Here is a 13,724-nt window from a genome sequence, read left to right as displayed (position 1 = left end):
GGCTTCCGGCCACTTGTCAAGGAATGCGCAAAAACCCCTCGACTTGCATCGGGGGGTTTTCTATTTTCCGGCAAATTTACCAGATCTTCACCATATCGGGGCTGTTTCCGCATAATGACCAGATCACTGAACCGCATTGCGGGCCTTTGCCTCGCCTTTATCGTAGCCAGCCAGAGCGCCCATGCGGCAACACTTGTCCCTCCCGGTAACCGCAATGCGGAACAGCCGCCGATCCCCGGCGCATCCGCCAAGCGCACGCGCGAACTGAGCACGACCTACGAGAAGAAGTATCAGAAGATCTACAGTCTGCTGAAAAAGGATGCCTCGCTGCGCTCCAAGATCCGTTCCACGGCAGCGGCCTATGGCATTGATCCGATCCATATCGTCGGCGCGATCGTCGGCGAGCATACCTATAATGTCGATGTCTATGACCGGCTGCAGACCTATTACGTCAAGGCCATGTCCTATGTGAACCAGGGCGTCAGCTTCGGCTATAATGGCGAGAGCATCGGCCAGTTCATCAAGCGCCCGGAATTTGCCGACTGCCTGAAGCACAAGGACAGCTATTCGCTGTGGTCCTGCCGTGAAAACGTCTGGAACAAGAATTTCCGCGGCAAGTCGGTCGGCGGCAACGCCTATCCCAACAACCGCTTCAGCGCGGTGTTCTTCCAGCCCTTCTATGCGGGCCAGACATTCGGCCTCGGCCAGATCAACCCGCTGACGGCCTTGCAGATGTCGGACATGGTGAACCGCGTTTCCGGCCTGCCCAAGCTCAACGCCGAGGACGGCAATGTGGTCTACAAGACGATCATGGACCCCGACCTGACGCTGCCCTACATCGCGGCAACGCTGAAACAGTCGATCAACTCCTACCGGCAGATCGCCGATTTCGACATTTCGAAGAATCCGGGCCTCACCGCCACGCTCTACAATACGGGCGGCGCGGAAGCCCGGGCGCGGGCGCTGGCCAGTGAAAACGCCAGACGCAGGGCCGACGGCCAGGAACCCGTGCTGCCGCAGGAAAACTACTATGGCTGGCTGGTCAATTCCAAGTTGGACGAGTTACGCAGTTTATTTTAAGTGAACCTAATAAAAGGATGACGATACACTCTTTTAACAACTAGCCTTGTTTTCTGATGACCGGAAAAATGAAACCAGCTAGGTATATCCCTACAATTTATCGGGGATGGGAAGAGAGCTGCAGATGAGCCGTGTCGAACGCAATGTCAAATCAACCGCCTGGGACCGGCTCGTCCACTCTTCATCGGAATATTTTCGCCGCAAGCGCGGCGCGCTTTTCCGGGAGGCCCTGCCGGATTTCACCTCGCTGAAGATTTGCGACGTGGGCGGCTCGCGCCATTTCTGGGAAAAGCAGGATGCCGTCAACGTTCCAAGGGACATAACGCTGGTCAACATCCGCGATGACGGCCAGGCGCGGTCCTTCAGCGGTGATTTCGGGCATATGAAGGTCGTCCTTTATGACGGCGAGCACCTGCCTTTCGAGGACAAGTCCTTCGATGTCGCCGTTTGCAACTCGGTCATCGAGCATGTGCCGCTGCATCTGCGGGCCAATCTGGTGAAGGAGGTGCAGCGCGTCTCCAACTATTTCTTCATCCAGACACCGGCCTTCGTGTTTCCCATCGAGCCGCATTTCTTCTGCCCGGCATTGCATTGGCTCCCCCGCTCGGTGGCCAGACATGCGGTGCGCATTTCACCCTGGCGCTTCATGTCAAAACCGACGGAAGAACATATCCGGGACTATTTCGACGAAATCCAGATCCTGACGCTCAAGGAATTCCAGGGTTACGCGCCGAACGCGAAGCTCTCGACCGAATGGTTCATGGGCGTTCCCAAATCCTACACATTATACGGCCCGTCCAACCCGCAGTGACCGGCAAGGCTTTCAACCCGCCGGTCTGTTTCCCCGGCGGCGTTTGCGAGCGGCTTCAATTTCCTCGCTCAGATGTTTGATCGTCTCGCGGTCGATGATGCGGATATTGCGCGCCAGAAGATTGGCAAGCTCCGTCGCCTGCGGCGACAGGCCCGACGTGTCGATCACCACACGCGGATGCGACACGGCGGCGAGGTTCTGCAATTCTTCCGCCTCGTCCCAGATGATGTTGAAATAGGTGATGATGCGCTGAAGCAGGTCCCAGGTCGGCTGGCCGCGCCGTCCGTGTTCCAGCGCCGACAGATAGGCCGGTGAAACGCGAAGTGCCGCCGCCATTTCCTTCTGCGTCACCCCCCGCTCTTCCCGCAACTCGCGCAGGCGTATCCCAAATGGCGTCATCGCGGCCTGTTTCCTCCGGGCAATATCTGCTGTGCCGTGTTCTGGGTCTGGCGGCGAAGCCTTACATAAAGGGCGCCATGCCCGCCATGGTGACGCGCCGCATCCTCATAGGCGCTGACCAGAAGCCTGAACAGCGGCGTGGAGAACCAGTGCGGCACCGCCTGCCGCAAAATGCCTTCGCTGCCGAATGAACGGCCCTTGCCGGTGATGACCATGACGTGGCGCAGCCCGCGCGCATGGGCGCTGACCAGAAATCCGTAGAGCAGGCCGTGCGCTTCTCCCTGCGTGAGACCGTGCAGGTCGATGCGCGCTTCAATATCGACGCGACCCTTCGCAAGCTTTCGGTGCGTCGGCTTGTCGAGCGACTGAACCTGCATTTCGCTGAGCGCCGAGAGCCCCTTCTTCGGCTTGCCCGCCTCTGCCGCAGGCTGGACCTTCGCCTTTGCCGGGCGCTTTTCTTCTTCCGCCATCAATGTCTTGAAATCGGGAAGCTCGTCCGGTTCCGCCTTCGGCTTTACCAGCGGCTTTGCGGTTTTCGCGACCATTTCCCATAAGATGCGGTCTTCGGGCCGCAGATAGTCCTTTTCCGGCTTGTCGGTCGCGCGCGCCATCCCGTTCAAGCCCCCAGAAGGGTGCGCGGCACCAGCGCATAAAACTCGGCATCGTTCTTCACGCCGCCGGCGATCTCGCCCGCCGCATCGCCCGAACCGGCGAAGAGATCACCCCGGGCAGGGCCGACGATAGCCGTGCCGGTGTCCTGCGCGATCATCAGCCGCGCAAAAGGCTCGCCGTCAAAGACGGTGACAGTGGGCGCGCTGACGTGGATCGGCGTCCCGAATGTGTGCAGCAATCTGTCGACGGCAAGCGAACGCCCGGCGGTGAGCGGAACTTTTGCGGCGGCAACCGGACCGGCATCCGGATCCTCGACCGGCGCTTCGCGGAAGAAGATATAGGACCGGTTCTGCCAGATGAGATCATCGGCCCTGTCGGGATGTTCAGCCAGCCAGCGGCGGATCGCCTGCATCGAAATTTCAGACGCCGGGATTTCGCCATCGGCGACCAGAATACGGCCAATCCCGGTGAACGGATGGCCGGTCTTGGCCGCATAGGCGATGCGCAGCACTCGGCCATCGCGCAGTTTCAGACGCGCTGCACCCTGCACATGCGCGAAAAACGCATCGACCCGGTCGGCGACGAAAGCGATTTCCAGTCCGCGCCCGGAAAGACTGCCCCGCTCGATCGCCCGGCGGTCGTCATATTCCACCAGACCGTTTTCCGTCCGGCGCGCAAAGGCAAAGGACGGATCGAAACCCTGTGGGCGATTCTCGTCCGTCACCTTCACGAGGTCGTCGGGCTGGCGCAGGAACGGCACCTTGAAACGGTCGTCGGCGTGAAGCGAGGCTTCGATCTCCGGCTCATAGAATGCGGTTACAAAGCCCTTTTCCGTATCGGGCACGATGCGGCAGGGGAGAAAATTCCGTTCGAAGAAAGCACGCGCTTCCTCCATGCCCGGATTATCGAGGCTGCGCGCAGCGGCAAAGACCGGCTGCAGCGCTTCGAAACCAATGCCGAGACTGCCGCTTTTGTAGGTCTGGCGGGCAGCATGGTCGGCTGAACGGCGAAATGCAGCAAATGCGGCGGACTGATCGTCCCGGTTCCAGCCCGGACAATCGGAAAAAGCCACCGGGCGCAAAATCCTCGCCAAGCCGTTCATCGCCGTATCCGTCTATCATGCATAAACAAAAAGGCCGCTGCGTTGGGTCAGCGGCCCGATTCACAAGCTTTTTCTTAATCTTCCGCTTCGGTCGCGACAAGCTTCCAGTTCGGATCGCGCGACCGCGTATCGCGGGCAAAGGTCCAGAGGTCCTTGATTTCGAGGACGTTTTCCGGATCGCCGTCGATCAGCTTGCCGTCCTTGTCATAAGTAGAGGAAATCATCTGGCTGACGATGTTGACCGTCACATGCGCTTCCGATCCCTTCATCTCGGCGCCGGTGATTTCCGCCTTGTCTATGCCGACGAAGGATGAACGCACGCTCTCGCCGCGGGCCTCGCGTTCATCGATGGCCGAAACGAACCCTTCATAGACATCCTTGGAAAGCAGATTCTTCAGAACCTTGCGATCGCCATCGGCAAACGACATCACGATCATTTCATAGGCGATCTTCACGCCATCCACGAAGCTGGCCGGATCGAACGATGGATCGGCGGCATAAATCGCGCGCAGGCCGTCATTGACGGGCGTGCCGGCCGGAGCGGCCTTGTCGATGGCGGTGAAATCCTTTTCGCCCGTCCTACGCGGGAGGGAGACGACATTGTCGGTCTCGCTGCCTGCCGGTGCAGCATCGGCACTGCGCGCGGACGTATACGGATCGAAGGGCGGTTTTTCGTTTCCGGTACGACGGCCAAGAACATTCCTCAGCTGGAGAAAGATGATCACCGCTGCGATGAAGAAGAATATCGTGCCAAAATCAAAAAATTCCATGCCGCCTGCCGCTGATTGAAGGAACCGGCGTTGCGCCTTTCCTATCCCTGTCTGTATTCCATACATATAGATCGGCTTACGTCATCATTCAAATCCCGATCACGCGTACCTATTTGATATTGCATGACAGACAGTTTCAATTTCGTTCCGAACCTCAAAAAGTTACAATTCAGGCTAGACTGAAACCCGGAACCAAACAACAAAGGTCGTACCTCCGTGTCCTCCTCTTTCGCCCCTTTCATCCTGCTGGCGATGCCTTTCATCGAAATTGCCGGTTTCGTCATTGTCGGCAGCAAGATCGGCGTTTTCGCGACTCTGGGCCTTGTCATTCTGAGCGCAATGCTGGGTTTCTTTCTGCTGCGCGTGCAGGGCATCGGGCTTTTGCAGCGTATTCGCACCGAAACGGCAGCCGGGCGCGTCCCGGACCGTGAAGTGGTGCATGGCGCCATGCTGGTTCTGGCGGCGATCCTGCTGATCGTGCCGGGCTTTGTGAGCAGCGCCATCGGCATCCTGCTGTTCGTTCCCTTCATTCGGGATCTCATGTGGGAAAAATTCATGCGCGGCCGCATGGTCGTCGCCACCTCCACGCATTATTCGACCGGTTACGGGCAGCAGCGCCCCGGCCAGAATCCGCGCCAGGACCATATCATCGATCTCGATCCCGAGGATTACACCACCAGGCCGAACGAAAACTTGCCCGGGAAAGACGACCGCAAGGATCATTGAATACGCAAATACTAACCTAAAAAGCCTTTCTTGCCTCATGCCCGCGCACATGCTAGCCAAACATTCCGACCTTTCGGGGCAGCACAAGCGCAGCTTGTGCCCGAGGGGCCCAAATTTTAATCACCGATAGAAGGCATACCGATAATGAGCGATAAGGCCGCGGGCGAAGTAAAGAACGGCAATGGCGCGACGGCCGAGCCGTCCCTCAACATTCTGGCGCAATATGTGAAGGACCTGTCCTTTGAAAGCCCGGGCGCGCCGCTGTCGCTGCGCCCGCGCGAAAAGGCGCCGTCCATCAACATCAACGTGAACGTCAACGCCAATCCGCTTTCCGAGACGGATTTCGACGTCGTGCTGACGCTGGAAGCCAAGGCCGTCGACGGCAAGGACGTCCTCTTCAACACCGAACTCGTCTATGGCGGCGTGTTCCGCATTCAGGGCATCCCGCAGGAGCACATGCTGCCGCTTCTGTTCATCGAATGCCCGCGCCTCCTGTTCCCGTTCGCGCGCCAGATCATTGCCGACGCAACGCGCAATGGCGGCTACCCGCCGCTGATGATCGACCCGATCGATTTCGCGCAGATGTTCCAGAGCCGTATGGCCGAAGAACAGGCCAAGTCCGCCGTGAAGAGCTGATCGCAGGCTTCATCAAGCAAAAAGCCCGGTTTCGACCGGGCTTTTTCGTTTGGGGGTTTTGAGCGGCTCCAGTGAAAAAGGAAACGCATAACCGCTATCGCGTTATCCAACGCATCGAAGCGGGATAAGAAATCAGTCCAGTGAACTGATTTCCCCGCGCAGACGTTTCACACTTTTGCGGGAAATGCTCTAGGACAGATATTTCTTCCAGATGGCCTTGTCGCCGAGCCCGGCCACAAGTGCTGCGTGGGCCGCGCGTTCCTCATCGGAAATGCGCGGGGCAAGCGGCCTTGGGCGCGCCGCAAGGATGATGGCCGCGCCGCTGTCCCCGGCATTGCTGCCGCTTGCGGTTCCCCCGATGCTGAGGCCAAGCGCCGTCTGCTTGCCGCCGATCAGCTCGATATAGACTTCCGCCAATATCTCGGAATCGAGCAAGGCGCCGTGCAGGGTGCGGTGGCCGTTCTCGATGCCGTAGCGTTTGCACAAAGCATCGAGCGAGTTCGGCCCCATCGGATGCTTGCGGCGGGCAAGCGCCAGAGTATCGACAACGCGTTCCACCTGGATTTCAGCCTGTCCGAGCCGCGCAAGTTCGGCATTGATGAAGCCAAGGTCGAACATGGCATTATGCGCGACGAGCTTCGCACCGTCGAAAAATTCGAGAAACTCGTCCAGAATTTCCGCGAATGTCGGCTTGTCCAGCAATTGTTCGTTGCTGATGCCGTGCACCGCAAGCGCCTCGGCATGAACCTGACGCCCCTGCGGGTTGATGTATTTATGGAAAGTGCGGCCTGTGGGAAACTTGTTGATCAGTTCCACGCCGCCGATTTCGATCACGCGGTCCTCCAGTCTTTCCAGACCGGTGGTTTCCGTATCGAAAACGATTTCACGCATTGAAGAACCTCTCGGGAAGAATCTCGTATAGCTATAGCATGGCGCTGCCGGTCATTGCGCAGTGACTGCCGGCTTTCCACTCAATTCGGCAATGATCTCGTTAATCTGGCGGCGCAGATTGTCGAAACTGCCGCTCGTATCGATGATGAAATCTGCCCTTGCGCGCTTTTCGGCATCCGGCGTCTGGCGGGCGAGAATGGCATCGAGCTTTTCCTCGCTCATGCCCGGTCGTGCCAGCACGCGCGGGCGCTGCACCTCGGCGGGGGCGGAGACGACCACGATCTTGTCCACACGCTTGTCGCCGCCGGTTTCGAAAAGCAGCGGAATGTCGATCAGCGCCAGCGGCGCGCCCGCATCCTGCGCATTGCGGCGAAAGGCTTCCTCTTCCTCCCGCACCAGCGGATGGACGATGGCTTCCAGTCTTTTAAGGGCTTCCGGTTTTCCGATAACGGCAGCGGAAAGCTTTTCCCGATTGACCGAACCATTTTCGACAGTGCCCGGAAACGCAGCCTCGATCAGGGGCGCGGCGCGGCCGGAATAAAGGCGATGCACCGCGTCGTCGGCGCTATAGATCGGCACACCGGCTTCGGCGAACATGTTCGCCGCCGTTGTTTTACCCATCCCTATGGAGCCGGTTAGTCCGAGGATGATCATGCTACCTGTTCCAAGATCGCCATTTCACGACGGCCTGACGCTTTTTGATTCAGATACCAGAGCGCCAGCCTTGTCCATATCTGCCAGAATATGCTCACGCAGGGCTTTCGTCACTTGCGGCCTTTTGCCGAACCAGCGCTCGAAGCCCGGAACGGCCTGATGCAGCAGCATGCCAAGCCCGTCCACGGTGGTCAGTCCGGCCTCTTCGGCTTTCTTCAGGAAGGGGGTCTGGAGCGGCACATAAACAATATCGGTGGCGACCGCCTTTGGTGACGCCTTGCCGAGATCGAGCGGAAAGGCCTCGCCCTCGTCATGGCCGCTCATGCCAAGCGATGTCGTGTTGACGATCAGCCCGGCGTCCGAAACCAGATCCTGTGCCGCGTCCCAGCCATGCGCCGAGACACGCGGTCCGAAATGGGCAGCGAGATCCTCCGCACGGCTCACCGTGCGATTGACGACGGCGACTTTCGTGAAGCCGCGCGTCAAAAGCGCATGGACGATTGCCCGGCTTGCGCCGCCCGCACCCAGAACGAGGGCGCTGTCGGCCTTGTCCCAGCCGGGAGCCGATGCATCGAGATTGGCGGCAAATCCGTAAGCATCCGTATTGCCGCCATGAAGCCTGCCGTTTTCGAGCCAGAGCGTATTGACCGCGCCAATGGCCCTGGCAGCGTCGTCCAGACTTTCCACGGCGGCAAAGGCTGCTTCCTTGTGCGGAATGGTAACATTGCCACCGGCAAAACCGTTTGCGGCAAGCGAGGAAGCGAAGGCGGCAAAGTCCTCGGGCTTCACCTCTACCGCGTCATAAGAACCGTCAATCCCCAGTTCGGCGAGCCAGAAACCGTGGATGAGCGGCGAGCGCGAATGTTTTATGGGAAAGCCTGTGACAAAAGCCTTCTTCATGACTTGATCAGCCATCGATCAGTTTTTCCTTCCGCAGTTCAGCCAGCAGCGGCAGGAGCGGCAGACCGACAATCGTGAAATAATCGCCATCGATCCTGTCGAAAAGCTGGATGCCGGGACCTTCGACCTGATAGGCGCCGACGCTGGAAAGCGCGGCATCGCCGACGCGACCGAGATAGCGCCCGACAAAACCCGGATCGAGGTCGCGCATCGTCATGCGGGCAATCGAAACGTGACGCCAAAGGGTCTCGCCATCCTTCACCAGCACGACGGCGCTGTTCAGCTGATGGGTCATGCCGGAAAATTTCAGGAGCTGGCGGCGGGCTGCTTCCATGTCGGCGGGCTTGTGGAAAATCTCGTCGCCGAGCGACAATGTCTGGTCGCAGCCGATCACCACCGCGCCGGGGTTCTTCTCGCTCACATCGAGCGCCTTCGCCTCGGCCAGAACCTGCGCGACTTCCTCCGGCGTGGCGCCCGTTTCGTAAAGCGGGGCCTCCACCGCGCGCTCGTCGATCTCCGCGCTTGCCGTCGAAAACTCTATGCCGGCATTTTTCAGCAAGGCCGAACGGAAAGGGCTTTTGGAGGCGAGGATGAGGTCAGACATGATCGAGATCCCTTCTGTTCGTCTTTTCGCGCAGCAAAGCGAGGATAGCCGCCGCGGTTTCCTCAATCGACCGGCGCGACACATCAATGATCGGCCAGCCGTGCCGATTGCATATATTACGCGCATAGGCCAGTTCTTCCGAGATGGAAACGCGGTCCGTATAAAGTCCGGTGTCCAGCGACGGCACATTGCCGAGCGGCCGGTTCTGGCGGATTTGCGAAATCCGTTCGGCCGTCGCGACCAGCCCGACGATCAATGGTCGTTTCGTCGTGAAAAGCACTTCGGGCAGGGGAATGCCGAGCACGATCGGAACATTGGTGGCCTTGATGCCGCGATTGGCCAGATAGATGCTGGTCGGCGTCTTGGACGTGCGCGAAATGCCGACCAGAATGACGTCGGCTTCCTCTATATCGAAGGGCAATTGCCCGTCATCATGTTCCATCGTGAAATTGAGCGCGTCGATCCGCCGAAAATAATCAGCATTGAGGACATGCTGCGCGCTCGCACGGCGATGCGCCGGCGCGCCGAGATAGGATTGGAACGTATTGAGCACCGGCTCCAGCACGGAAACGCTCGGCACGCCCATTTCGGCGCAGGATTCGTCGATGATCGCCGCCAGTTTCTGGTCCACGATCGTGTAGAGAACGATGCCCGGCTCCGCATCGATGCCTTCGAGAACCTTGCGCAGCTGCTTTTCGGTGCGGATCAGCGGGTAGATGTGCTCGATGGCGCGCGCATTGGCATATTGTGCCGCTGCCGCACGGCCCGCCGCCAGGAGAGTCTCTCCGGTCGCATCAGAAATCAGATGAAGATGAAAGTAGGAAAGCGGTCTGGTCACAGTTTTGTTGCCCTCCTGTTGACGGCTGTGCGTAAAGGCCGAACGTCTTCCACAAGCCATGGCAGGCCGTGGGAAACTTGGCAAGTCATCCACAGCGGGCGAACATGTGGCGAGCGGTCATCAACAAATGTGGACAAGACTCACGAATCCGCGAAAGCCCGCCTTTATTCCCAGCTTTTCCACAAATGCGCATGAACTGCGTCAATTGGTAACCTCTTATATTAAAAGAGGGAATTGAGTTTTCATTGTTTTTGGTCAGACTATCGGTGAATGATTGCACAGGATGACATGACCGCATGGAAACTGTGGGGAAAAACAGGACAGACCTTAATCCCCGATTCCAACAGACTCTAAGAATCAAAAGATTCCTGAATCATCCTTTCTTTATGAGAACCGCATTGGATAAGTTTCAGACCAAAGACGGTTGAGGCAACACACAGGGTGGAATGGAAAAGACATGAAGCGCAAAGTCTTGAGAGTGATCGACGGTGAAGCGATCTTCCCACCGCCCATCTGGATGATGCGCCAGGCCGGACGCTATCTTCCCGAATATCGCGAGACGCGGAAAAAGGCCGGGAGCTTTCTCGACCTCTGCTATTCGCCCGATCTGGCTGTCGAAGTGACGCTTCAGCCGATCCGCCGGTTTGGCTTTGATGCAGCCATCCTGTTTTCCGACATTCTCGTCATCCCCCATGCGCTTGGACGCGACCTTCGCTTTGAAGAAGGCAGGGGACCTTTGATGACACCGATCGATGCCGACGAGATTTTCTGGCTTGAAACCGAAGGCGTCGCCAAAAGGCTGGAGCCGGTCTATGAGACGGTTCGGCTGCTGCGCGAGCAGTTGCCCGACGAAACCACGCTGCTCGGCTTCTGCGGCGCTCCCTGGACCGTTGCGACCTATATGATCGCCGGACATGGCACGCCGGACCAGGCGCCCGCCCGTCTTTTCGCCTATCGCTTTCCGGAAGCCTTTGAAAAGCTTCTGAACGATCTTGCCGATGTTTCCGCCGAATATCTCATCGAACAGCTCGACGCCGGTGCCGACGCAGTGCAGATTTTCGATTCCTGGTCTGGTGTTCTGGACGAGGACTGTTTTGAACGTTTCTGCATCCAGCCCGTTGCCCGGATCGTCCAGAAGGTGAGGGCGGTCTATCCCGAAGCCCGCATCATCGGCTTCCCGAAAGGGGCAGGGATGCTTTATGCAGGCTATCGCGAGAAGACCGGCGTGGACGCCCTCGGTCTCGACTGGTCCGTTCCCCTGTCCTTTGCCGCTTCCCTACAGAACGAGGGAGCGATACAGGGCAATCTCGATCCGTTGCGCGTGGTGGCCGGCGGCAATGCTCTGGATGAAGGCGTGGACGCCATTCTGGAGCGTCTCGGCCATGGACCGCTGATCTTCAATCTCGGGCACGGGATCACGCCGCAGGCGCCGGTGGAAAACGTGCAACGCATGATCGACCGTATTCGCGGAGGAAAATCATGAGCCAGACAGCTCCGGAAAATCGCGGTTCGGCAGTAGCCATTCGCACCGTCGTCGCGCTCTTCGTGGTGGCGCTCGGCATCTGGGCATTGTTTCACGTGAATCCAGCCGATGCCTATCTCTGGGTCAAATCGCTGCACGTGATCGCGGTCATCGCATGGATGGCGGGCATGCTCTATCTGCCGCGCCTTTTCGTCTATCACACCGCCGCAAAACCCGGTTCCGAAACATCGGAAACCTTCAAGGTGATGGAAAAGCGGCTTTTGCGCTTCATCATCAATCCGGCCATGATCGTGACCTGGATCGCCGGCCTGTGGATGGCGTGGGAAATCTATGGTTTTCAGGGCGGCTGGCTGCATGCCAAGCTGCTGCTCGTCGTGCTGATGTCCGGCCTGCACGGCTATCTGTCGAAATCCACGCGGCTTTTTGCGGAAGACCGCAACACACGCTCGGCAAAGCACTGGCGAATCATCAATGAAGTGCCGACAGTTCTGATGATCCTGATCGTCATACTGGTGATCGTGAAGCCGTTCTGATCAGAAAACGGCTTCAACAAGAAACCCCGCCAGCGTGGCGAAACCGGAATTTTCCCGGAGATTGCCCGTGAAAATGGAAATTCCGGTTTCAAAAACCGCACCGGCAACACCCTGAACTCGTGTGGTTTGCGGATTTGAAGTGATCGATGACCTGTCCTTTTATGGGCAAGATGACTTCAAATGCACCACACGACCCGGTTTCTGCCATTTTTCTGTTGCAGAAATTTTGCGCTATCCCTACATGAGACTTGCTCTCCATGCTGCAAATCAGTATGTAGTAAGCCTCTTCCCTTCAAGACAGCAGGCCTTCGATGCCGGTCACAACTTCATGTGGCCACCTTTCCGAACAACTGCATTTTCTCCCTACATTTTAAAAGAGTTCCTCATCCATGCAGGAAATGAAACTACAAGAACTGAAGAACAAGACACCGGTGGAGCTGCTGGCTTTTGCCGAAACGCTTGAGGTCGAAAACGCGAGCGCCATGCGCAAGCAGGAACTGATGTTCGCGATCCTCAAGAAGCTGGCGGCCCAGGACGTCGAAATCATCGGCGAAGGTGTCGTCGAGGTGCTGCAGGATGGATTTGGCTTCCTGCGCTCTGCCGACGCCAACTATCTGCCGGGTCCTGACGATATCTATATTTCTCCCTCGCAGCTGCGCCGTTTTTCCCTCAAGACCGGCGACACGGTCGAAGGGCCGATCCGTGGTCCCAAGGAAGGCGAACGTTATTTCGCGCTGCTCAAGGTCAACTCGATCAATTTCGAAGATCCGGAAAAAATCCGGCACAAGGTTCACTTCGACAATCTGACGCCGCTCTATCCCAATGAGCGCTTCAAGATGGAGCTGGAAGTTCCAACCTCCAAGGACCTGTCCCCCCGCGTCATCGATCTGGTGGCGCCGCTCGGCAAGGGCCAGCGCGGTCTCATCGTCGCTCCGCCCCGCACCGGTAAGACCGTCCTTCTCCAGAACATCGCCCATTCGATCACCGCCAATCATCCGGAATGCTATCTGATCGTTCTCCTGATCGATGAACGTCCGGAAGAAGTGACCGACATGCAGCGCTCGGTGAAGGGCGAAGTGATTTCCTCGACCTTCGATGAACCGGCAGCGCGCCACGTTCAGGTGGCTGAAATGGTCATCGAAAAGGCCAAGCGCCTTGTCGAGCACGGCCGCGACGTCGTGATCCTGCTCGATTCGATCACCCGTCTTGGCCGCGCCTACAACACCGTTGTGCCGTCTTCCGGCAAGGTTCTCACCGGCGGTGTGGACGCCAACGCATTGCAGCGCCCGAAGCGTTTCTTCGGTGCCGCGCGTAACATCGAAGAAGGCGGTTCGCTGACCATCATCGCAACCGCGCTGATCGATACGGGCAGCCGTATGGACGAAGTGATCTTTGAAGAATTCAAGGGCACCGGCAACTCGGAAATCGTGCTCGACCGCAAGGTCGCCGACAAGCGTATCTTCCCGGCCATGGACATTCTCAAGTCCGGCACCCGCAAGGAAGACCTGCTCGTACCGCGCGCCGATCTGCAGAAGATTTTCGTTCTGCGCCGCATCCTCGCGCCGATGGGCACGACCGACGCGATCGAATTCCTCATCGACAAGCTGAAGCAGACCAAGAGCAATGGTGAATTCTTCGATTCGATGAATACCTAAACATTGCTCGATTATAGCGTTTCAGAAACG

General features: G+C 58.2%; 17 protein-coding genes. 8 read left to right on the top strand and 9 right to left on the bottom strand.

Going from position 1 to position 13,724, the window contains the following annotated elements; genetic code table 11:
* Positions 1–114: 114 nt before the first annotated feature.
* The gene (locus OINT_RS11885; protein WP_006468058.1) at positions 115–1,080 is read left to right on the top strand and encodes a DUF1402 family protein; all 966 of its coding nucleotides are present in this window, start codon (positions 115–117) and stop codon (positions 1,078–1,080) included.
* 124 nt (positions 1,081–1,204) lie between these two features.
* The gene (locus OINT_RS22505) at positions 1,205–1,891 is read left to right on the top strand and encodes a class I SAM-dependent methyltransferase (RefSeq protein WP_006472844.1); all 687 of its coding nucleotides are present in this window, start codon (positions 1,205–1,207) and stop codon (positions 1,889–1,891) included.
* Between the two features lie 12 nt (positions 1,892–1,903).
* On the opposite strand, the gene OINT_RS11875 is transcribed toward OINT_RS22505, so the two are convergent.
* The 4 genes from OINT_RS11875 to OINT_RS11860 form a co-directional block, all read right to left on the bottom strand.
* Positions 1,904–2,290 carry a helix-turn-helix domain-containing protein gene (locus tag OINT_RS11875; RefSeq protein WP_006468057.1) on the bottom strand — a complete coding sequence of 129 codons (387 nt, stop codon included), beginning with the start codon at positions 2,288–2,290 and terminating at the stop codon, positions 1,904–1,906.
* Positions 2,287–2,901, bottom strand: a complete 615-nt coding sequence (locus OINT_RS11870; RefSeq protein ID WP_006472845.1) for a Smr/MutS family protein — start codon at positions 2,899–2,901, stop codon at positions 2,287–2,289. Before OINT_RS11870 ends, OINT_RS11875 begins: the two co-directional genes overlap by 4 nt.
* 5 nt (positions 2,902–2,906) lie before the next feature.
* Positions 2,907–4,004: a murein transglycosylase A gene (mltA, locus tag OINT_RS11865; protein WP_006468055.1), complete on the bottom strand. Its 1,098-nt coding sequence runs from the start codon at positions 4,002–4,004 to the stop codon at positions 2,907–2,909.
* 74 nt (positions 4,005–4,078) lie between these two features.
* Complete coding sequence (locus OINT_RS11860; protein ID WP_006472846.1) at positions 4,079–4,774, bottom strand: Tim44/TimA family putative adaptor protein; 696 nt, start codon at positions 4,772–4,774, stop codon at positions 4,079–4,081.
* Between the two features lie 216 nt (positions 4,775–4,990).
* Between OINT_RS11860 and OINT_RS11855 the strand changes: the two genes are divergently transcribed.
* Together OINT_RS11855 and secB are read left to right on the top strand one after the other, a co-directional pair.
* Positions 4,991–5,500: an FxsA family protein gene (locus OINT_RS11855; protein WP_006468053.1), complete on the top strand. Its 510-nt coding sequence runs from the start codon at positions 4,991–4,993 to the stop codon at positions 5,498–5,500.
* Positions 5,501–5,644: 144 nt separating this feature from the next.
* Entirely contained in the window at positions 5,645–6,136 is a 492-nt protein-coding gene (gene secB / locus OINT_RS11850) for a protein-export chaperone SecB (protein ID WP_006468052.1), read from the top strand.
* A gap of 189 nt (positions 6,137–6,325) precedes the next feature.
* Here the strand turns inward: secB and dnaQ are convergent, their stop codons facing one another.
* The 5 genes from dnaQ to OINT_RS11825 are packed head-to-tail and all read right to left on the bottom strand — an operon-like array spanning position 6,326 to position 10,023.
* Positions 6,326–7,027 carry a DNA polymerase III subunit epsilon gene (dnaQ, locus tag OINT_RS11845; RefSeq protein WP_006468051.1) on the bottom strand — a complete coding sequence of 234 codons (702 nt, stop codon included), beginning with the start codon at positions 7,025–7,027 and terminating at the stop codon, positions 6,326–6,328.
* A 51-nt stretch (positions 7,028–7,078) separates the two neighbouring features.
* Positions 7,079–7,681, bottom strand: coding sequence for a dephospho-CoA kinase (gene coaE, locus OINT_RS11840; protein ID WP_006468050.1), 603 nt, complete (start codon positions 7,679–7,681; stop codon positions 7,079–7,081).
* 24 nt (positions 7,682–7,705) lie between these two features.
* A complete protein-coding gene (locus OINT_RS11835; protein WP_006468049.1) occupies positions 7,706–8,596 on the bottom strand; it encodes a shikimate dehydrogenase in 891 nt (296 codons plus the stop codon).
* Positions 8,589–9,185, bottom strand: a complete 597-nt coding sequence (locus OINT_RS11830) for a Maf-like protein (protein ID WP_006468048.1) — start codon at positions 9,183–9,185, stop codon at positions 8,589–8,591. The genes OINT_RS11835 and OINT_RS11830 overlap by 8 nt, the downstream gene beginning before the upstream one ends.
* Positions 9,178–10,023: a pyruvate, water dikinase regulatory protein gene (locus OINT_RS11825; protein ID WP_006471003.1), complete on the bottom strand. Its 846-nt coding sequence runs from the start codon at positions 10,021–10,023 to the stop codon at positions 9,178–9,180. Before OINT_RS11825 ends, OINT_RS11830 begins: the two co-directional genes overlap by 8 nt.
* 457 nt (positions 10,024–10,480) lie before the next feature.
* On the opposite strand from OINT_RS11825, the gene hemE reads away from it, so the two are divergent.
* From hemE to rho, 4 genes are all read left to right on the top strand, one after another.
* On the top strand, positions 10,481–11,506 hold the full coding sequence (gene hemE, locus OINT_RS11820) for a uroporphyrinogen decarboxylase (protein WP_006471002.1): 1,026 nt from the start codon (positions 10,481–10,483) through the stop codon (positions 11,504–11,506).
* A complete protein-coding gene (hemJ, locus tag OINT_RS11815; protein ID WP_006468045.1) occupies positions 11,503–12,039 on the top strand; it encodes a protoporphyrinogen oxidase HemJ in 537 nt (178 codons plus the stop codon). Before hemE ends, hemJ begins: the two co-directional genes overlap by 4 nt.
* Positions 12,040–12,178: 139 nt before the next feature.
* A complete protein-coding gene (locus OINT_RS23840) occupies positions 12,179–12,502 on the top strand; it encodes a hypothetical protein (protein ID WP_128570253.1) in 324 nt (107 codons plus the stop codon).
* Positions 12,429–13,694 carry a transcription termination factor Rho gene (rho, locus tag OINT_RS11810; protein WP_006468044.1) on the top strand — a complete coding sequence of 422 codons (1,266 nt, stop codon included), beginning with the start codon at positions 12,429–12,431 and terminating at the stop codon, positions 13,692–13,694. The genes OINT_RS23840 and rho overlap by 74 nt, the downstream gene beginning before the upstream one ends.
* Positions 13,695–13,724 lie beyond the last annotated feature (30 nt).

This window comes from Brucella intermedia LMG 3301, assembly GCF_000182645.1.
Classification (GTDB): domain Bacteria; phylum Pseudomonadota; class Alphaproteobacteria; order Rhizobiales; family Rhizobiaceae; genus Brucella; species Brucella intermedia.
Note: the sequence above shows the minus strand (reverse complement) of the source record. Positions and strands in the feature narration are given on the sequence as shown.